Source organism: Paraburkholderia phosphatilytica, from assembly GCF_003443895.1.
Taxonomy (GTDB): domain Bacteria; phylum Pseudomonadota; class Gammaproteobacteria; order Burkholderiales; family Burkholderiaceae; genus Paraburkholderia; species Paraburkholderia phosphatilytica.
The window spans coordinates 81,867-102,772 of sequence record NZ_QQOA01000001.1 but is presented as its reverse complement, the minus strand read 5'-3'; the positions used below and the strand labels follow the sequence as shown (position 1 = coordinate 102,772).

The 20,906-nt window shown below is 63.3% G+C and carries 15 protein-coding genes and 1 pseudogene; 14 read left to right on the top strand and 2 right to left on the bottom strand.

The window, feature by feature from the left end; genetic code table 11:
- The first annotated feature begins 36 nt into the window (after nt 1–36).
- On the top strand, nt 37–1,755 hold the full coding sequence (locus DVS29_RS00395) for a SulP family inorganic anion transporter (protein WP_118178451.1): 1,719 nt from the start codon (nt 37–39) through the stop codon (nt 1,753–1,755).
- 217 nt (nt 1,756–1,972) lie between these two features.
- A complete protein-coding gene (locus DVS29_RS00390; RefSeq protein WP_118178450.1) occupies nt 1,973–3,040 on the top strand; it encodes a purine-nucleoside phosphorylase in 1,068 nt (355 codons plus the stop codon).
- A gap of 77 nt (nt 3,041–3,117) precedes the next feature.
- Here DVS29_RS00390 and DVS29_RS00385 read toward each other — a convergent pair whose 3' ends face one another.
- Nucleotides 3,118–4,647 (bottom strand): hypothetical protein, encoded by a 1,530-nt coding sequence (locus tag DVS29_RS00385; protein WP_118178449.1) that lies wholly within the window; start codon nt 4,645–4,647, stop codon nt 3,118–3,120.
- A gap of 81 nt (nt 4,648–4,728) precedes the next feature.
- Nucleotides 4,729–5,799: a hypothetical protein gene (locus tag DVS29_RS00380; RefSeq protein WP_118178448.1), complete on the bottom strand. Its 1,071-nt coding sequence runs from the start codon at nt 5,797–5,799 to the stop codon at nt 4,729–4,731.
- A 332-nt stretch (nt 5,800–6,131) separates the two neighbouring features.
- On the opposite strand from DVS29_RS00380, the pseudogene DVS29_RS00375 reads away from it, so the two are divergent.
- The 12 genes and pseudogenes from DVS29_RS00375 to DVS29_RS36780 all read left to right on the top strand — a co-directional run.
- A pseudogene (locus tag DVS29_RS00375) lies at nt 6,132–7,199 on the top strand (reverse transcriptase family protein); the annotation flags it as partial.
- 144 nt (nt 7,200–7,343) lie between these two features.
- Complete coding sequence (locus tag DVS29_RS00370) at nt 7,344–8,240, top strand: ketopantoate reductase family protein (RefSeq protein ID WP_118178447.1); 897 nt, start codon at nt 7,344–7,346, stop codon at nt 8,238–8,240.
- 81 nt (nt 8,241–8,321) lie between these two features.
- Entirely contained in the window at nt 8,322–10,025 is a 1,704-nt protein-coding gene (locus DVS29_RS00365; RefSeq protein WP_118178446.1) for a dihydroxyacetone kinase family protein, read from the top strand.
- Nucleotides 10,026–10,055: 30 nt separating this feature from the next.
- Entirely contained in the window at nt 10,056–10,976 is a 921-nt protein-coding gene (locus tag DVS29_RS00360; protein ID WP_118178445.1) for a bestrophin family protein, read from the top strand.
- Between the two features lie 133 nt (nt 10,977–11,109).
- The gene (locus tag DVS29_RS00355) at nt 11,110–11,301 is read left to right on the top strand and encodes a hypothetical protein (RefSeq protein ID WP_118178444.1); all 192 of its coding nucleotides are present in this window, start codon (nt 11,110–11,112) and stop codon (nt 11,299–11,301) included.
- 344 nt (nt 11,302–11,645) lie between these two features.
- The gene (locus tag DVS29_RS00350; protein ID WP_240655402.1) at nt 11,646–12,914 is read left to right on the top strand and encodes a benzoate/H(+) symporter BenE family transporter; all 1,269 of its coding nucleotides are present in this window, start codon (nt 11,646–11,648) and stop codon (nt 12,912–12,914) included.
- A gap of 103 nt (nt 12,915–13,017) precedes the next feature.
- Complete coding sequence (locus DVS29_RS37150) at nt 13,018–13,293, top strand: hypothetical protein (protein WP_164707804.1); 276 nt, start codon at nt 13,018–13,020, stop codon at nt 13,291–13,293.
- Complete coding sequence (locus DVS29_RS00345) at nt 13,179–13,913, top strand: aspartyl/asparaginyl beta-hydroxylase domain-containing protein (protein ID WP_118178443.1); 735 nt, start codon at nt 13,179–13,181, stop codon at nt 13,911–13,913. The genes DVS29_RS37150 and DVS29_RS00345 overlap by 115 nt, the downstream gene beginning before the upstream one ends.
- 31 nt (nt 13,914–13,944) lie before the next feature.
- Nucleotides 13,945–14,925, top strand: coding sequence for a DMT family transporter (locus tag DVS29_RS00340; RefSeq protein WP_124800576.1), 981 nt, complete (start codon nt 13,945–13,947; stop codon nt 14,923–14,925).
- A 173-nt stretch (nt 14,926–15,098) separates the two neighbouring features.
- Nucleotides 15,099–17,420 (top strand): type VI secretion system Vgr family protein, encoded by a 2,322-nt coding sequence (locus DVS29_RS00335; RefSeq protein ID WP_338069315.1) that lies wholly within the window; start codon nt 15,099–15,101, stop codon nt 17,418–17,420.
- A 24-nt stretch (nt 17,421–17,444) separates the two neighbouring features.
- Complete coding sequence (locus DVS29_RS00330; RefSeq protein WP_124800575.1) at nt 17,445–20,219, top strand: glycoside hydrolase family 19 protein; 2,775 nt, start codon at nt 17,445–17,447, stop codon at nt 20,217–20,219.
- Entirely contained in the window at nt 20,216–20,863 is a 648-nt protein-coding gene (locus DVS29_RS36780; RefSeq protein ID WP_124800574.1) for a hypothetical protein, read from the top strand. Before DVS29_RS00330 ends, DVS29_RS36780 begins: the two co-directional genes overlap by 4 nt.
- Nucleotides 20,864–20,906 lie beyond the last annotated feature (43 nt).

The window sequence follows — 20,906 nt, the reverse complement described above, 5'->3', positions numbered from 1 at the left end:
ACGATGCGTGGATACCTAATAAAACGCTATCCGTGCATGCACAAGACAAATGAAAGCTCCCCGGCTCGCCTGAGCCTTCTGAAAGGCCTTCTGCCTGTCAACCGGACCACCGCGTGGCGCGACATCCTGGCCGGCGTGTCGCTCGCGTCGATGGATATTCCGCAGGTGCTGGGCTACGCGCGCATCGCCGGCATGCCCGCCGTGACCGGTCTCTACACCGCGTTTCTGCCGCTCGTCGCGTTCGCGCTGTTCGGCGCGTCGCGGCATCTCGTCGTCGCGGCGGACTCAGCTACTGCGACCATTTTCGCGAGCCGGGTGTCGGCGATGGCGCCGATGGGCAGCGCCGAATACGTCGTGCTCGCGGGGATGGTCGCGCTGTTGACTGCTGTGTTGCTGCTGCTCGCACGCATCTTCAAGCTCGGTTTTCTCGCGGACTTCCTGTCGCGCACCGTGCTGGTCGGTTTTCTGGCGGGCGTGGGCGTGCAGGTGTCGATCGCAATGCTCGGCGACATGCTCGGCATGACGGTGCCGTATCCATCGTCGCGCAGTCTTGCGCAGCTGCTATACGTGGTCACGCATTTCGCGCAGGCGAATCTGCCGACGGTCGGGCTCACGGCGCTCGTGGTGATCGCGATCCTGCTCTTCAGGCAGCTATTGCCCAACGTACCGGTGCCGCTCGTCGCGGTGGTGGGCAGCATTGCCGCGAGCAAGATGCTCGACTTCGGCGCGCACGGCATTTCGATCCTCGGGCCGATCGCGGGCGGCTTGCCGCCGCTGCGCATTCCCACCGTCACGTGGCAGCAGTTTCTCGATCTCGTGCCCGTGGCGGCCTCGTGTTTCGTGATGATCATCGCGCAGAGCGCCGCGGCGGCGCGCGTGTTCGCGCAGAAGTATGGCGAAGAAGTGGACACCAACGCGGACATCCTCGGGCTCGCCGCGGCGAATGCGGCTGCGGCGATCAGCGGCACCTTCGTCGTGAATGGCAGCCCGACTCAAACTGCGATGGCCGAGCGCGCCGGCACGCGTAGTCAGCTCGGACAACTCGCGTTCGTCGCGGTGGTGGTGATCGTGCTGCTGTTTCTCGGGCACTACCTGCAGTATCTGCCGCACTGTGTGCTGGCGGGTGTCGTGTTCACGATCGCGATCGGGCTGATCAACGTGCAGAGCCTGCGCGCGATCCTCAGCGAAAGCCCCGGCGAATTCACGCTCGCGCTCGTGACGGCCGCGGCTGTTGTAACGGTGGGCGTCGAGCACGGCATTCTGCTCGCGGTGGCGCTGTCGTTGATGCGGCATGTGCGGCACAGCTACCACCCGCACACGATGATGCTCGCGCCGGTCGACTCGAGCGCGCACTGGCAGTCCATTCCGCCGCAACCGGGCAAGACGACGGCGCCGGGGCTCATCGTGTACCGGTTCGGCGCGGACCTGTTCTATGCGAACGACCACTTCTTTGCCGCGGACGTCACGCGTCTCGTCGACGAAGCGCCGGGGGAGTTGCGCTGGTTCGTCGTGGACGCGGGCGCGATCACGGATCTCGACTATTCCGCCGCGCGCACGCTGGGCGATCTGATCAAGGGCCTGCAGGCGCGCAAGATCGGCGTGATCTTCGGGCGGGTGAACGTCTATCTGCGCTCGGACATGGACCGGCACGGCATCACGCCGATCGTCGGGGCGTCGTGCGTGTTCGGCACGCTGCACGAGGCGCTCGAATCCGTCGGCGTGAATCCGGTCGCGCACGGGAACGGCACGTTGTAGGTGACAGCATTGCCTTGACGTTTCGATGCGTAATCGCGCCTACGAAAACATCGTTGCCAACCGCTATTTTTCTCTGCTTATACTGACTCCCGCCTGAACGGCTCACGCCTGACGGCCCCACGCTGCACGCCGATAGAACACACGACACCAGTCGACAACACGGCACGCGATTGACTTTTCGCAACCGCAGTTCCCTTAAAAACAGGTGGGGCCTCTTATGCTAAATCGTGCTTTTAGCGCAGTGATTGTGTCACTGCTCGTGACCAGTGCGGTCATCGCGCCGTCTGTCGCGCATGCCGACGACAGCTTCGCGCAGGACGACGGCGGATCGCATGGCCGTCCCGTGAAGGTGATGATCATCTCGATGTTCGGACCGGAAGGGCAGGTGTGGCTCGATCATCTCGGGCCGTGGCAGGACATCACGGTCGCCGGTTTGTCGCCGGATTATCCGACAGTGCATTGCAACCGCCAGGACGTCTGCGTGATGACGACGGGCATGGGTCACGCGAACGCCGCGGCGTCGATCATGGCGCTGACGTTCTCGCCGCGCTTCGATCTGCGCCATACGTATTTCATGGTGGCGGGAATCGCCGGCATCGATCCGATCCAGGGCACCGTCGGTTCCGCCGCGTGGGCGAACTATCTCGTCGATTTCGGCATTCAGTGGGAAATCGATGGCCGCGAAATTCCGCCAGGCTGGAACACCGGCTATCTCGGCATCAACACGACGAGCCCGACGCAGAAGCCGCCGCTCGACTATCGCACCGAAGTGTTCCAGCTCAACCCGGCGCTCGCGAATGCGGCGTTTTCGCTGTCGCGCAACGTGTCGCTGACGGACGACGCGCAGGCGCAGGCCGCGCGCGCGAAGTACAGCTACGCGCCCGCGAACCGGCCGCCGACGGTGATCCAGTGCGATACGCTGGCGGGCGACACCTGGTGGTCGGGCACGGATCTCGGCGAACGCGCGCGCCAGTGGACGAAGATCCTGACTGACGGCAAGGGCACCTACTGCACGACGCAGCAGGAAGACAACGCGACGTTCGAGGCACTGACGCGCGCCGCCACCGTGCATCGTGTCGACCTGAATCGCGTCGCGGTGCTGCGCGCCGGTTCGGACTTCGACCGGCCGTATGCAGGGCAAACCAGCGCGGACAATCTGCTGAACTACGCGTCGCAGGGCGGCTTCACGATCGCGATCGCGAACCTGTTCGTGGCCGGCAATCCGCTCGTGCAGGACATCGTCACGCATTGGGGCGAGTGGCGCGATGGGGTGCCGCAGCGGTAGGGCGGGCGCAGGGCGAGCACACACCGGAGCGGGCCGGGTGTGTGCTCGTAGCGCTAAGCCACGTTACACGGACGATGCTATTGCCTGAGCCATGCCGCTATCTGTGCCTGCTTGTCGAGCGGAACCAGCGCGCGGTGCTTCATGAAGTTGTACAGATCGACAACGGTCCAGTGCCCTCCGCTGACCCTCTGGACCAGTTGTACGAGTTCAGGGGGCGCGGGTATTTCGCCCCGTATCCACGAATCGACGCGTTGCTGGGCCTCGGGGGAAAGGCTTTCGAATCCGCCTTCTCCTGCTGCGCGCGGATCGGGGTGGCCCGCTGCCTGCGACGATCCGGCTTGTCCGCTCATACCCGATGGCCCAGCTGCACCGCTCGGACCCGGGCGACCGAGCGCGCCGGACTCGGCCTGATATTGCTTCGCATAGATCCGGGCAGTATCGCGGTTCATACCCAGATCTTCCGCGATCGCTTTGAAATCTTCTCCTTGTTGGTGGCGGGTGTAAATCTCGTGGCCGAGCGGAATCGTGTAACGCCAACGTGCTGTCCCGAACGGCAGATTGTTCGCTTTGGCATATTGCTCGGCGTAGCGCCGAGCGGTAGTGTGCGAGAGGTCGAGGTCCTGCCCTATCCGTCGAAATGATTCGCCGTTTACGTGGCGGTTGTAGGCTTGCTCGCCGAGTTCAGGTGTGTATTGCAGACGTACTTCTCCGATTGGCAGATTGCCCGCGTTGGCATAGTGGTGGGCGTAGAGCCGAGCGGTGGAGCGCGCGAGGCCGAGGCTCTGTGCTATCTGCTCATACGTTTCGCCGTTTTGGTGGCGGGTGTAGATCTGCCTGCCGAGTTCAGGCGTGTAGTTGCTCGGTGGCGCCCCTCCCTTGCCGAGGTCATTCGCATAGGTTTTCCAGTTGCCATCGGAGCCCATCTCGGCAGGGTACGTGGGCTTCGAACCGTTCACGGAATCGCGAATCTCCCAGCCGTTGCGGTACTGGCTCCAGTTGACCCTGTAGGTCTTGCCGTCCTGCTGGATGTAGTTCGCGAGACCGTCAGGACTCTGCCAGACGCCGGGGTGATTCGGGTCGGGCTTCAGCGCGCCAGCGGGGCTGGTGGCGTAGTTCTCCGGCACGTCCAGCGCCTTGCCCGCGGGAACTGCGCTGCCGCCTGCTCCGTATGTGCTGCCGGGCGTATGCGGCGTCGCCCCTGCGTCGTGAAGCGCGGCCGGCCCATCGTCCTTCACGCGCAGGCCGTCCGCATCCTGGCGCAGTTCAGGGTGGGCGTGGAGTTCGTCCTGTGCCTTGTCCAGCTTGCCCATCCTGCCGGCCAGCCCGCCGACGATCTCCGGACCGGCCTCGCCCATCATGCCGCCGAGCACACCTGACATGAAATCGATACCGTCGCGCCACTCCTGCGGCAGGGACTTCGCGGGCACGATCCACGGCGTGAGCAGGTTCACGCCCGGCACCAGACCCACGACGAAGCGGCCCAGGCCATCCTCGATCTGCTGCTGCCACAGCGGCTTGGGGGGAGTGTGCGCGGTCAGCCACTCCTGCTTGATCGGCCCGCGCTGGCTGGCCGCGTGATACATCTGTTCGTTATCCTGCAGGTTCATCTGTGCGCCCGCGTAGCGCGAGAACAGCTCGTTCTCGAAGTTGCCGGCATGCAGGTCGTCGATGTTGATGCGCGTGGTGTCCTATGGTGCATCGGGCAGGTTCGGGGTGCGTTCGAAGGGGTCGTCGAGCATGCGGCTGTGGGCCCAGCCGCTTTTCTTCGCGGCGTCGTCGTACCAGGTCTTCAGGTCCGGGTATTTTTCCGGGTGCTGCTGCAGCAGGTCGCGGAACGCGAGCACGTCGCGCGGCGAGGTGAAGGCTTCCCTGGCGAACTGGTTCAACCGTTTGAAAGCGCTCGTGTTGTCCAGCTCGCCGAGGTGGGCGACCTGCAACGACTGCGCGTGGCTGTCGGCGCGGTCGATGCGATCGTATGACGCCTGCCATGCCTGATCGAGCGCGTGCGTCTGCTGCGTGACGTTCTGTCCGATCTGCTGCAGCATGCCGCGACGCAGGATCGCGGCCTGTCTGAAGAGGTCCTCGCGCACCTTCTGCGAGGGCGCGCGGGCGAACGACTCGCCCAGCTGCTGAAGCCGCGCGCTCTGCCACTTGCCGAGCGCGCCCAGGCTGTCCGCGCCGAATGGCGCGGTGAACTCCTGCTGGACGCGCTGGCGGGGATCCTGCATCGTCTTCGCATACGCATCGTCGACCTGTTTCTGCAGCACGCTGAAACCCCGTCCAATCTGCTGGCGCTGGGCGGGCGACGTCGCGAGTTCGAACGAATTCACCACCTGTGCCTGGGCGCCGCTGTAGTACGCGCGATGCTTCGGCGGCAGCGCGGCGATCTTCTGCATCAGCGGAAGCTGCGCCGTTTCGAAGTCGACGTTCTGTGCCGGTTCGCCGCGCATGCTGTCGCGCTGCAGACCGGCAAGCTGCTGCGCGACGCCGCTGTCGGTCGGGCGGCCCGCGTCGGCTTCACAGGTCGAGAGCAGATGCTGGTCTTCGGCGGCGCTGCGCGCCTGCGTGCTGGAAGACGAAGCCTGTCCGACCAGTTGAAGCGTCGAGGGGCGCGATCGTGGCTGTGGCTGCGCAGGTGTCTGGCGTGGCGTTCCAGTCTGCGTCGGTGTACTTGCCTTTGGCGCCTGCGGGTGATCGGGATCATGGTCGTCGTCGTGCGCGGGCGGTACTGGAGGCGTAGTGATGCTCATGGCTTGCATGGCGATACTCCGGTTGTCTGTGGGTGCCGTCATCGACGTCAGTGTGGCCATCGCGCGGGCGCAGCAGGTAGTACCCAGGGCAACCTGCGAGCGGGCACTACGACGCGCCGCGATTGACAGCCTCGACCGCTGCCCGTTACTGTCGCGACGCGGGCGGTGGGTCAAGCACACGCCGGAGCAGGCGGTTGATGTTTCCGGACTACGGGGCTACCCCGTGGATGAGGTCGACTACCCGATGCATCGCAAGAGCGAATCTGCGCACTGCGCAGGGCAGCTCTCGCAGCACCATGCACGTTGGCCCATCGTTCCGCCTTCATCACGTTATGGAACCCGTTCAGCTGCCACTGCCGAAGCCGCTCGCCGGCATCCGCATTCCACTGCTGCCTACGCTCCGCGATCTGGCCGCGTGGCTCGGCACGAGCGACGCCGATCTCGAGTGGCTCGCCGACCGGTGGCGCGTCACGCCGCACGCAGGTTCCACTCCGCTGCATCACTACACTTACCGCGCGTTCGACAAACGCGACGGCAGCTGTCGCCTGGTCGAAATTCCCAAAGGCCGCCTGCGCGAAGCGCAGCGCAAGGTGCTGCGCGATCTGCTCGATCGTGTGCCGCCGCACGAAGCGGCGCACGGTTTCAGGCGCGGCCGGAGCATCGTGTCGTTCGCCGCGCCGCATGCGGATCGCGATGTGGTGATCCGCCTCGATCTCGCGGACTTCTTCGTATCGGTGAGCGCGGCTCGCGTGCACGCGCTGTTCCGCACGCTCGGCTATCCGCTGGAAGTGACGCGGGCGCTGACCGCGCTCTGCACGAATCGCGTGCCGTCGGCGCGGCTCTTTGCGCCCGATCTGCGCGAACGGCTCGACTGGCCGGCACGGCAGCGCTATCGCAACCGGCATCTGCCGCAAGGCGCGGCGACTTCGCCGGCGCTCGCGAACCTGTGCGCGTTTCGCCTCGATACGCGGCTGGCCGCGCTCGCGCGTTCGCTCGATGCCCGCTATACGCGCTACGCCGACGACCTCGCGTTCTCCGGCGGCGCGACGCTTGTACGCAGCGCCGAACGCGTACCGGTTCTGGTCGCGGCGATCGCGTTCGAGGAAGGCTTCGCGGTGCAGCCGCGCAAGACCCGGGTGATGCGTCGCGGCGTGCGGCAGCGTCTCGCGGGTGTTGTCGTGAATCGTCATGCGAACCTCGCGCGCGACGAGTTCGACACGCTGAAGGCGATCCTGACCAACTGCGTGCGCTGCGGCCCGATGTCGCAGAACCGCGATGCGCATGCGGATTTCCGCGCGCATCTGGCGGGGCGCGTCGCGCACGCGCGCATGCTCAACGCGGCTCGCGGCATGAAATTGCAGGCCATCTTCGACCGAATTGCGTGGGATCGCGACGCGCAGCCAGCCTGACGGCAACTAACGGCCACGCTGAATGCAGTAGCCGGCTGTGATACCGTTTCGAACGCAGCCGTGACGTTGCCACGCCGCGCTTGCGCGCATGCCGCGTGACGACGGACACCGCCATCTTCGAACCATGCCGGGAGAAACCAGCCGATGAAAATCGCAGTGATGGGCGCGGGCGCCGTCGGGTGCTATTACGGCGGGATGCTGGCCCGCGCGGGACACGAAGTCGTGTTGATCGGCCGCCCGCAGCACGTGGACGCCATCAATCGCGATGGCCTGCGCTTCACGAAGGGCGACTTCGACGGCTATCTGCGCATCGCGGCGAGCACCGAAGCCGCAGCGGCGCAGGGCGCGCGGCTGGTGCTGTTCTGCGTGAAGTCGACGGATACCGAAACCGCCGGCGCCGGGCTGAAACCGTTCCTGCCCGCCGACGCACTGCTGCTGACGTTGCAGAACGGCGTCGACAACGCGGACCGGCTGCGCACGGTGGTGCCGCAGGAAGTCGCGGCGGCGGTCGTGTACGTGGCGAGCGAGATGGCCGGCGTCGGCCACGTCCGGCATCAGGGCCGCGGCGAACTCGTGATCGAGCCGTCGAGCGCGAGCGACGAGATTGCCCGCATGCTGATCGACGCCGACATTCCCACCGAAGTCTCCGACAACGTGCGCGGCTCGCTGTGGGCCAAGCTGATCCTCAACTGCGCGTACAACGCGATGTCCGCGATTTCGCAGCTGCCGTACGGCAGGCTCGTGCAGTGCGAAGGCGTGCCGGACGTGATGCGCGATGTGGTCGCTGAATGCTTCGCGGTTGCGCACGCGGATGGCGTGACAGTGCCAGGCGACGCGACGGCCGCGGTGCACCGCATCGCGGAGACGATGCCGGCGCAGTACTCGTCGACGGCGCAGGACGTTGCGCGCCGGCGGCGCAGCGAGATCGACCATCTGAACGGGTACGTGATGCGCCGCGGCGAAGCGCGCGGCGTGCCGACGCCCGTCAATCGCGTGCTGCATACGCTCGTGAAGGCGATCGAGACGAAGCAGTCCGCCTGAAGCGCGCGGCTCGCGCTGCCTTCACTGCGAAGCGCGGCGCGTCCGCCGTGCCGTTCGTTCAACCCGACGAGGTTCGCTGCCATGAAGAAGCTGCTGAACGATCCATCGCATGTCGTGCGTGAAATGCTCGAAGGTCTCGCGATGCTCGCGCCGGACACGGCGCTGCTGCGCGACGAGAACGTGGTCGTGCAGCGTAACGTGCCGGAGCCCGCCGCGCGCCAGGTGGCGATTCTCTCCGGCGGCGGCAGCGGCCATGAACCTGCGCATGCGGGCTACGTCGGCGCAGGCATGCTGACGGCGGCGGTATGTGGAGAAGTGTTCACGTCGCCTTCCACCGATGCGGTGCTCGCCGCGATCCGCGCGAGCGCGGGGCCGAACGGCGCGCTGCTGGTCGTGAAGAACTACACCGGCGATCGTCTGAACTTCGGCCTCGCGGCGGAACTGGCGCGCGCCGAGGGCCTACCCGTCGAAGTGGTCGTGGTCGCGGACGACGTGTCGCTGCGGGATACGGTGGAACGTGGGCGCCGGCGCGGTATCGCGGGCACGGTGTTCGTGCACAAGATCGCCGGCGCGGCGGCGGCCGCGGGCAAGCCGCTTGCCGAGGTCGCATCGCTTGCGCGCGCCGCCGCCGACGCGATCGGCACGATGGGCGTCGCGCTCGACGGCTGCACGCTGCCGGCCACGCAGCAATCGAGCTTCACGCTCGCGGACGACGAGATCGAACTCGGCCTTGGCATTCACGGCGAGAAGGGCGTGCAGCGCACGCAGCCGATGCCCGCGGACCATCTCGTCGACACGCTACTCACCGCGATCGTCGACGACCAGCAGCTGGCACGTGGTGAACGCGTCGCGCTGCTCGTCAACGGGCTCGGCGCAACGACGGCGATGGAACTCGCGGTGGTGGCGCGTGCCGCCGTCAATGGCCTGCGAAAGCGTGGGCTGCACATCGAACGCGCGTGGGCGGGGACGCTGCTGTCGGCGCTGAACATGCCGGGCTGTTCGATCTCGGTGATGCGGGTGGACGACGCGCGGCTCGCGCTGCTCGAGGCACCGACCGAAGCGGGCGCATGGCCGCGCGGTGGACGCGTGAACGTGGATGGCGCCGCGGGCATCGCGGTATCAGCGCACGCCGCGCAAGATGCTGCAAGTACGCCGGCAGCAGCGGCGCAACGTTCGACGCTGCAGCAGGCGCTCGATGCTGCCGCACGCGCATTGATCGCCGACGAAGCCGAGCTCACGGAACTCGATTCGAAGGCCGGCGACGGCGACCTCGGTTCGAGCATGAAACGCGCGGGCGAAGCGGTGCTCGCGATGCGCAACGGCGCGTGGGTATCGCCTGCCGATGCGCTTGCCGAACTCGCGGTCACGCTGCGTCGCGCGATCGCCGGCAGTTCGGGGCCGTTCTACGCGACCGCGTTGCTGCGCGCCGCGCGACGTCTCGGCAGCGACGCGGCGCCTGCGCCCGCGTCATGGGCCGATGCGTTCGACGCCGCCGTCACCGCGATCGCCGAACTCGGCGGCGCGAAGCCCGGCGAGCGCACGATGCTCGACGCGCTGCGTCCCGCCGCCGATGCGTTCGCGCTGGCCGTGCGCGCGGGCAAGCCGCTCGCGGACGCATGGAGCGCAACCGTCGACGCCGCGCAGCAGGGCGCCGACGCGACCGCCACGATGATGCCGCGCGTGGGACGCGCAAGCTATCTCGGCGAGCGCGCGGTGGGCGCGCCCGACGGCGGCGCGGTCGCGACGGTGTGCTGGCTGCGCGCGCTGACGCCGTTCGTGAAGTAACTCGCTCGACCCCACTGACATCGCGCCGACATGATCATCCGTCCGCATCTCAACTGGATCAGCCTGCTGCTCGCGTGGCGCGGCTCCGTGCTGCCGCGGCTCGTGCCGCGTCTGTTGATCGTGTTCGTGATCTCGCTCGTCGCGGTGCTCACGCACGACAAACTCTTCGGCTTGACGATCAGCTTGAGCCCCGCGCCGTTCTCGCTGGTGGGCATCGCACTCGCGGTGTTTCTCGGCTTTCGCAATAACGCGAGCTACGACCGCTACTGGGAAGCGCGCAAGCTGTGGGGGCAGTTGCTGAACACGTCGCGGTCGATTGCGCGCCAGGCGCTGACGCTCGGCGTGAACGATGTGCCGGCCGACCAGACGCGCGCGCTCGTGCAGGTGCTGCGCGCGTTGCCGCATGCATTGCGGCATCAGCTGCGCGGCACCGATCCGCGCGACGATCTCGCGGCGCGTCTGCCGCCCGCGCTGCTCGAACGTGCGATGGCGTCGCGCTACCGCGCGGCGACGCTGATGCTGTGGCTCGGCGAGTGGACGCAAGCGCGCCGGCGCGAAGGCACGGTGGACGCGATGGGCATGCTCGCGTTCGATCGCAGCCTGGAGACGATGTCGGACGTGATCGGCGGCTGCGAGCGCATCAGCTCGACGCCGCTGCCGTTCGCGTACACGGTGATGATCCATCGCACGGTGTACTTCTTCTGCGCGTCGCTGCCGTTCGGGCTGGTGGACAGCATCGGCGGCTTCACGCCGGTGTTCGCGGTGCTCGTCGCGTACACGTTCATGGCGCACGAGGCGATCGCCGCGCAACTCGAAGAGCCGTTCGGCACCGACGACAACGACCTCGCGCTGACCACGATGTCGTTCGGCACGGAAGACGCGGTGTGCGATCTGTTCGGCGAGCCCGCGCCGGAGCGGCCCGCGCCTGTGAAGCCGTTCGTGCTGGATTGAGCGCCCGGAACGCGTGCGCCGCCGACCTCGCGCCGATTTCGCGCGCTTCGTGCGGATGGCCACTGAACGCGCGTCGGAAGCGCCGCCGCGCTGGTAGAATCGTGAACGAACCTTTCCCCCGGAGTCGCCGATCATGGAGTATCGCGTCAGCTACGAACATAGCCTGGCGACCGCCCCGGACGAGTACATCGTCCACGTTCCGTCGCAACTCGTCGACGACGTGCCGGCCAACATTCCCCGCGCGCTTTTGCCTGAAGTCATTCAGGACCTGATCCTCAAGCGCTCGCCACGCATCGGCCGCATTCGCAACCTGCGCATCATCTGAGCGTGGCGGCGAGCGGATCGGGCGGGCACTACGCCGCCTCCTTCGCACCGCGCCATTGAGCGCTGCGGGCGCTCGCGTTCGGCTGCCGCTTCCGCTTCCGCAATCCCTTTCGCTAGTCATACACCATCGACGTTCGGTGGGCATCGGCGTGCTGCCTGCGCGCTGCTGTGGCGCGGGCGCTTGGCTGCCTCGCGCGCGTTTTACCAGATTGTTATCTCTTAACAACCTCATCTAAACCATAGGTTTATCCCAAAAAACAATTGCGATTCAATCGTTGCTTCTGCAACGTCGCGCGTGTTCTTGCGTGAAAACATGTCGGCGTTGAGCTCGATGCTTGTGTGACGATGAGATATTTCGTCATCCTATCGGAGATATTTGCGATGTTTTCCAGAATGCGTGCAGACTTTTCTCTGTCCGCGGCGATAGCGGGACTCATCGCGCTTGTTGCCACCTACAGCGGCCCGGTATTGATCGTGGTCCAGGCGGCACAGGCCGGGCATCTCTCACCCAGTCTGCTCTCCACGTGGATCTGGGCGGTCTCCATCGGTGCCGGCGCGGTGGGGCTCTGGCTCAGCCTGCGCCACAAGATGCCCGTCATCGGCGCCTGGTCCACTCCCGGCGTCGCGCTGCTCATCACCGGCCTTGCGCACTATCCGTTCAAGGACGTGATCGGTTGCTACCTCGTGGTGTCGATCGTCATCGCGGTCATCGGTCTGTCGGGGCTATTTGGCCGCTTGATCCAGCATCTACCCGCGCACCTGCTTTCCGCGATGATCGCAGGTGTGCTCTTCGACTTTTGCGCGGGCATCTTCCGCTCGCTGCAGTCCACGCCTGCCATCGTCCTGCCGGTCGTGGTCGTGTATGTCGCATGTCGCCGGCTGATTCCGCGCTACGCGGTCGCGCTTGCGCTGCTCGCCGGCGTGGCGGTCGCGCTGCCCGGTACGAATTTCGGCGTACAAGGTCTGGACCTGAGCGTCGCCAGACCGGAGTTCACCGTCCCAGGCTTTTCCTTTACATCGCTGATGGGGCTGGGGCTGCCGTTGCTGCTGCTCGCGCTCACGCAGCTGGCCACTTCGATCCATATTCTCCGCAGCGCGGGGTTCTATATCGCGCCGCGGTCGGTCGTCGGTGCAAGCGCGCTGATGTCCATTCCACTTGCGTTCTTCGGCAACTCGGGCATCAATCCCGCCGCGATTGTCGGTGCGATGTGCGCGAGCCCGGAATGCCACGAAGATCCGCGGCGTCGCTATATCTCCGGCGTCGTCTGCGGCATTGGATACCTGTGCATCGGAACGTTCGGCGCATCGGTCGTCGCGCTCTTCGCCCGCTTGCCCGACGGGTTGACCACCACGCTGGCCGGCCTCGCGCTGCTTGGGACGCTCGTCTCGAGTCTTGCGTCGGCCGTAGCGAACGAAACTCATCGCGAGTCGTCCGTCGTGACCTTTGTGGTCACAGTCTCGGGCATGTCTTTCTTTGGTCTGGGCTCGGCATTGTGGGGGCTGGTTGCCGGTGTCGTCTTTTCACTCGCGATGTCGAGAAAGGCAAAGGCGGCACACGTAGACGCACGCAGTTCGACGGCCACCACCAGCACCGCCCGGTCGGAGCGCGTCTGATCATGTTCAAGGGCGCCGCGCCCGCTCCGACGCATGCATGGCATCGCCATGCCGGCGGGGCGCGGAAGCATCGTTCTTTTTTTGACGACAGGAGGACATCTCCATGACGACTACGACCCGTCTTGTGGGGCGCATCAAGTTCGACGACGAATTGCTCAGAAAGGATCTTAAGGTGCTGTCGGCGCTTCCAGCCATCAAGGAGCAGTACGACGAATTCGGCTCGGGCACCTGGATCAATCACTCGCTTTACAACCGGACCGGAGAATGGACGGACACGCTGTTTTCCGACTACGATCATCCGCCAATCCAGACGCAGGTCGGCGCTGCGACGTCGTATCTCAGCAAGTCATCGAAACGTGCTTCGACACCGATCGTATGACGATGGCCCGCGTGCGGAATCTCGTGAACGGTCTTGTCATTCCGCACACCGATTTCCTGGAATTGTCCAAAGACAAGGATCAGTACATTCGCATTCTGATTCCGCTGGAAACTTGCATCGACTCGTACCACTCGGAAGAGAAGTTCGGTGTGTTCCGAATGAGAAAAGGCGATATCTGGATCCTGGAGTCCACGGTGCCGCATTCGGCGATCAACCTCACGTCGGATGACCGGCGGATATTGAGTCTGGATTTTCGCTATGCCCATGTCCCTAGCCCGCATTACTCGATGATCTTCAAGGATCCGTCGATGCGCGACGAGACCATCGCACCGGCGCTTGTCTTGCGCACGAAGCTCGATCAGGAAGATTTGCAGGACTATCTGGAACTCCTGTCCGCGCGCTTCAATGAAAAGGACGATGCCGAGCAGATCCTGCTGAAGCTGTCGCAAGTCCAGTTGCGCTTCGAATCGCCAGTCAGCGATATCTACCGGAATCTGACTGAAGTCGCGAAGCTGACCAAACGTCAGGATCTCGTGGAGCACTGTGAAAAGATGCGAAAATTCTATATCGGGTCACGCGTGATGAACGAGCGCTTCCCGCTTCGCAAGGGGATCACGTAGCCGTCAGCAGATTGCGGCGGCGCTTTCCGCTTTGCTTGCGAGGCGCGGAGCGTCCGGTGGTCTCCAATGTTGGGCGACCCGTGACGCCAATGTCCATCCGCGGTTTTCCGCGCAGTCCGGGTCTTCCATGCGTTCTCTCCCTGCACGCCACGCTTCCGCCCTTGCCACGCTACAGCGCCACGCGCCGATCCTGCAACTGCACCTGGCTACGCTGCTGTTCGGTACCGCGGGCGTGATCGGACGGGCAACGGCGCTGTCGCCGCTGACGCTCGTCGAAGCACGTTCCGGCCTCGGTGCGCTGGTCCTGCTGTGTGTGGCCTGGGCCAGAAAAGTGCCGTTCGCGGTCAAGCCGGCGGACGGCAGCCGCCTGATCGCGCTTGGATTGCTGCTGGCATTTCACTGGTACAGCTTCTTCAACGCGATCCGGTTGTCCGGCGTCGCGATCGGGTTGTTGTCGTTCTCAACGTTCCCGATCTTCATCGTGTTGATTGCGCCTTACGTCGACGGCAAGCGTATCCGGAAAGCTCATCTTCTGCTGATCCCCGTGATGCTTCTGGGCTTGAGCCTGATGGCGCCGGTGCAGCAAGGCGACTGGCAGAACGCTGCCGGCGCCGGCTGGGGTGTCGCATCCGGTTTGACCTTTGCGCTCGTGCAGATCATGGGCCGGATACTCGTGAGACGTCACAGTCCGATCAAGATATCGGCGTATCAGAACGCGGTGGCGGCATTGGTCCTTTTGCCCTTGATGACCCGCGCCGAATTACCGACGTCGGTGCTCACCATCGCTGAACTGCTATTTCTGGGCATCTTCTGCACGGCGCTCGCTCATACGCTTTTCATCGCTGGCATGCGCACCGTCAGCGCATCGACGGTCAGCATGTTTACCTACCTGGAGCCGGTGTACGGTTGCGCGATGGCTGCGCTGCTGCTGCACGAGATTCCCACGGTCCGCACGGTGGCCGGCGGCGTCGTCATTCTGCTGGCCGCTTACGCTGCGTTGCGCACGCGATAGACGTTCGCATGGCGCTGGGCGATCGATGTTGCCGCCTGGCGCGCGACCTCGAATATGCTCGCTGGGTTATTGGATCCCCTTTAAGAATTTGCTGATTCGCTGTCCTGTTTCGGACGCGGGAGGATTGCGTCTTTGGATGGAAGTTGATCTCGATCTAAAACACAGGATAACGAATGATGTCGGAAGGTTTCGAAGGAGGCAGTCAACGTCGCGATTCGCGCACTGCCAGGCAGCCGTATTTTCTGGGCGTGCCCGGCGCGGCGGGCACAAGCGCGCTATCGGTCGTGTCGTTCGAAGCGACCGAACGGCTTGGCGAGCCGTATCGGATCGTTGTTCGCCTGACGCATCCGGACGCGCTTGCTCGCGCCGACTATCTCGGCAAGGACGCCCGCTTTTCCATCGTGCCCGAGGGCATCGAAGGGCGTACCTTCGCCGGCTGGATCAGCGGCTTTAACGAACTCAAGACGACGCGCGATTTCACCAGCTATGAATTCGTGCTGGACGCGCATTTCGCCAGGCTCGCACACGTCCGCACCAGCCGCATCTACCAGCACGCCACCGCGCCGCAGATCATCGAGCAGGTGCTGAGGCGGCACGGCTTCATGGGTCACCAGTTCAGTTTCCGGCTGCGCCGGAAGTATCCGCAGCACGCGTTCCGCTTCCAGTACCAGATGGATGATCTCGCGTGGGTGCAGCTGCTGATGAAGCAGGAAGGCATCTACAGCTATTCCACCGCGGGCGAGCACGGCGATGTGCTGAACCTGTGCGACGACATCGATCACTACGTCTATCAGCCGACGCTCGAGGTGCCCTATCGCGAGCCGGCGGGGCTGGCGTCGCGCAACGAAGCCGTGACCGCTTTGAAAACCGTTGCGAGCACGGTGGCGCGGTCTTTCAGCGTTGCGGACTACAACCCGGACAACGCGTGGGAACGCTTGAAGGACGAGGCTAACGTCGCCTTCCAGGACACCACCACCTACGGTCAACCGTATGTGTGGGGCACGCATCATCTCGACGCACAGGGCGCGAAATGGGAAGCGCAGTTGCGGCACGAAGCGGCCTTTGCGGCGCAGATTGTGTATGAAGGGCAAAGCAGCGTTCTCGCATTGAGCCCCGCGCGTATTCTGCATATCGACAAGGCGTTGCCGGATGCGCCGAACGGGCAGGTGATCGTCGAGGTCGTGCATTGCGGCGCTCGGGACGCTGCCTATACGAACACGTATAAGGCGATACCGTCGGACCGACGCTTCAGGTTGCCGCTTGACGAGGCGAACTGGCCGAGAATTAGCGGCACGCTGAGTGCGCGCGTCACGTCACCTGACAAATACCAATACGCGTACCTCACGGCGGCGGGCTACTACACGGTCAGGTTCGATGCTGATTTCGACGCATGGCCCGCTGGCGGTGAAAGCGTGCCGCTGCGTCTTGCCAAGCCGTTCGCCGGCGCGCTGCAAACGGGCTTTCACTTTCCGCTGCTCGATGGCACCGAAGTAGCCGTCGCCTTTCATGACGGCGATCCGAACCGGCCTTATATCGCTCACGCGATGCACCACAGCCATGCAGTGGATCTCGTCACGAGCGAAAACCGCTGGCTCTCGCGCAACGTGATCCGCACGCAGTCGGACAACAAGCTGCAATTCGAGGATTGGCAAGGACAGGAGCACGTCAAGCTATCCACACCGCATTCCGGGAAAAGCCAGCTGACATTGGGACATATCGTCGACGGGAAGCGCGAGCAGCGCGGCGAAGGGTTCGAACTTCGCACCGATATGCGGGGGAGCGTGCGCGCGGGTGGTGGCCTCTTGGTGTCGGCGGACGTTCAGCATCAGGCGCAAGGTCACCAGGCTGATACGCGCGCGATCGACGATCAGTTCAACCTGACGCAGGCACAGGCGCGAGAACTTGTCGATGCGGCCAACGCCGCTATGGCAGAGGTGGCCGACCTGAAGTCGGAGAGCGAGTGGTTGAAGAGCGAACTCGCGAATCTGAAGGAAGCTGTGCTTGCGTTGTCGGCGCCACAAGGGATCGGCATGGCGACGCCGGGTCGCATGATGGTATCTGCAGGTGAGGACGTTAGCGTGGCGACTTCATCCGGGTTCAACGTGAACGCGTTCCGCAATGTCGCTCTGGCTGCGAAAGAGGCCATATCGGTCTTCGCGCATGGGCTTGGCATCAAGTTGCTGGCTGCGCATGGCAAGGTTCAGATTCAGGCGCAAAACGACGTTCTCGATATGGCGTCGCGGAAAGACGCATTCATCCGCAGTACGGAGGGAAGGGTCATTATCGAAGCAAAAGAGGAGCTGATACTCAAATGCGGCGGCTCCTATCTCAGCATCACACCGTGCTGCTTCACCAACGCAACGCCTGGCGATTACGTGGAAAAGGCCGCGTCCTGGAAGCAGACCCGCCCCGACGGCACGATGACGAAAGCAGCGCTGCCCTACGCCAATGACATCGCGGACCTGGCCTGCCATGGTTCGAAATTCTCGGGCTAAGCCCGCTCCTTCATCACGTATCCGATGACCACACCACAGCACAGCCAATCGTCTTCGCCAGAGTCGTCGCCCTTGCAGGTCTGGCGCTATCCATTTCCTGACCGTGACGGCAAGGAAGCAACCGACCCACACGCCTTCTATTACGCACTAGGCGTAATGGACGATGGCTTCTTTCCGCTTGGCGTGAATGGTTTCCCGCACGGCGGCGTGCATTTCGGCGAGCGTACTTCTGCCAGCTTCGACCAGTCCGCAGGCGTAGGCGTGATCGCCAATGGCGAGATCGTTGCCTTCAGGCTCGACGATGCTTACCCACAGGTGCATTTCACGCAGGATCGTCGGTGGGGCATGTATTCGACGGGCTTCGTTCTGGTGCGCCACCAGCTGACGATGCCGGCCGCGCCGGGCAGCACAACTGCCCAGCCCGCCGACGAGACGCTGACGTTCTTCAGTCTCTATATGCACATGGCCGACTGGGCAACTTACCTGGCTAATGGTGACCTCGTGCGGCCCGGCTGGTGGCCTGGCGTCGACGCTTTCCGCATCGGCAACAAAGACCGCCAGACAGGCGATGGCGGCGTGCCGGGTGCGTTCGTCTATCAGGCGCCAAAAGCCGAAGCCAACGGTCGCTTGACCGCGGGCAGACGCGTCGCGCTGCTACCCGAAGGCTGCGAAGTCACCATTAGCGAGCGACGCGGCGAGTGGGCGCACATCCACGCCGTGACGTCCGGACATATGGTGAGCGCACAGAGCGGCGGCTACTTCGGCTGGGAGGACGAGCGCAGCGTGCCATGGGTACGGCCCGATGGCGACGAGAACCGGGAAGCGGTGCTGACACCGGAGGGCGACTGGGGGTGGATCCATCTGCACGATCAGCGTGCGATGAAGGAGCCGCAGGATGTAGGCAAGATAGTTGTTCCGCCGCAGCCGATCCATGTGAAGGCAGGGACGCTGCTCGGGCAACTCGGCGAGTATCACGACTATGAGCGCTCGACTCCGTTGCCGCCCGTACCCGCGCGGCAGCTACTGCATCTGGAGGTCTTTGCTGGTGACGAACTGAAGACCTTCATCGACAAGAGCCGCATGCGGGCTGTGCAATTGCCGCCCGATCAAGGCGCGACGATCTTGCTGGTCAACCCGGGGGCGAAATTGGTAGGTCGGCACACCGATCCGGATTTGAAGCTAGGCGAGCATGGTCGGATCTCACACGTTGTGCCGGTGCCGGACAGTCCGCAGACCGGGCCGTGGATGCGGGTGCAACCATGGCGGCGGATCTACGGGGCGGATGCTGCCCATCCCGACGGCGGTCCCGTGTGGGTCGAACGCTACCTGCAGCGCAGGTTTTCCGCACCGGATGGCATGCCTGCGTGGAGCCGCTTCCCGTTGCAATTGAGTGCAGTCTCCGATCCGCCGAACGGGGCCACGCTCGTCCTGCCTCGCGCACAGCTGGACAGCCTGCGTGGGAATAACAATATCGCTGTCGATGACAAGGGCGTCAGATGGTGGTTCGTCGGGTTCGGTACTGCGGATGGCAAGGAGAGTTCAGGCTGGATTTGCGAGAACGGACATCCGGGAACGAAGTGGGAAAACCCGTGGGCCTGGCCGGGTTTCGAGATCGTGGACGCATCCGGAATCAACCTGACCGATGCCTTCCGCCGCAACCTGCTCGTGTCTGGAAATCCGGACAGGTCGGAGCAGAGCGAGTGCGAATCTTCCGCTGCGACGGTGAACAACAGCGTCTTGCTGCGAAAGCTCGAGCATACGCTTAGCCGTCGGCCGCCTGGCTACAACAAGGAGCGGGACGTGGACAAGAACGGCCGGATGGTCGTGACGGCGCGCAAGCTGGCGCACGCGATGTATACGCCCTGGCTTGCCAGCGAATTCGCGCATCTGATCCTGCGCTACGAGAGCGAGTGGGGCGGCAATATGAATCGCTGGGAGGCGATCACTCCGCTTATGCGCAATGCAGCCGAAAACTGGCGGTGCGAGTTGACGCGGATCAGGAAACTGCAATGGTGGGATGAGGTGAAGGGCAGGGTGCAGGGGTTTCCTTCCAGTCCGGTTGTGCATCATGTTCATCCGGTGGCGCTGGTGGGGAATTTCGCAACGCTCTGCACTTGTGTCGATATCGACGCTTTTTGCGGCAGATATAAGAGCCTGCACGCAACGGAGTTCGGTTGGTTTTCTGGAAGAGGGATACATCAAAATATATCTCAGCTTAGTGAGAAATCCGAACAAAATTTGCGATCCCTGCTCTCGGAAATGATGCGTCAATATCCAGCGTACTTTGCAGAATGCCGCGTTTCGTACCTTGCATACATGTTGGCAACCGTTCGCATCGAGTCATACGATTTTCGCAGTGGCACCTTCTTTGGGCCGATCCTGGAAATGAAGTCGTATGAGGAAGCAGAGTGTGACTATGGGATTGGTTCTCGTGAAAATAGCGCGCACAGAGATCGTGCGGTAAGCATGGGTAACACTCAGGCCGGTGACGGATATACGTATCGAGGACGTGGTCTGGTTCAGCTGACCTTTAAGAAAAACTATCAAAAGATGGGCAAGCTGATCGGCTTGGATCTCGTGAACGATCCAGATAAGGCCTTGGAGCTTCCACTTGCGGTGAAAATCATGATGCTCGGTATGCGCGATGGTATTTTTGCGGGGCCTTCGCTCTCCAGGTATCTCGACTCGACGACACCAGATTATGTTGGTGCTCGTGCAATCATAAATGGCCAAGACAAAGCGTCACAATTCGCTTATTACGCAGAGCGGTTTGAGAAAATTATCAAGGAAACACGATGAAGAGGACATTTATCGCCGGCTTGGCATTATTTTCATTTTCTTTGCTTGCTCCGTGTGTAGGATACGCACTGGCAGCGGATGCGATCGTTTGCGGCGAGACCAACTGCCCAATAACGCTGAGTGAGAGCGGACTCATCGTTGACGTCAAATCAAGCAAAAGAGTGTTTGATCTCCCGGTGCAGGAGACAATGTTCGATAGTTACAGTCTGACAAAAAGAGGGCAAAGATACTATCTTGAGCGAAGCAACACAACATCGTCGAGAAACTGGCAGATTTTTATTTTTCGATACGATGATAAAAAGGTGTACGCGTTGAAGTTAATTTCGCTGTCGAGGAGCTACGGCATCGTTCCTGCTGGAGTTGAATGGAGCGGATTTGAGTGTCGCGGTTCAAGCGCTGCGAGAACCCAATATGCACCGTTTGAATCTGCAGAAATTTCGCTATGCAATGGACGCGTGGCGGAGAAGATCGTTCATTCAGAAATGCAAGTCGTCGCATCACCAGCTAAATCTCGCGGGCTAAAAATTGACATTCCGTTTTATGGAAAAACAACCCACGGCGTCGCCGTCTATTCGTTTGGGGGCGATGATGAACCACGATTAGACTCGATGGTCTGTTTGAAAAATTGCCTTGATGCCGATTGATAATTCGAGGGTTCTCATGGATCGTCAAAGCGAAAATGTGGGG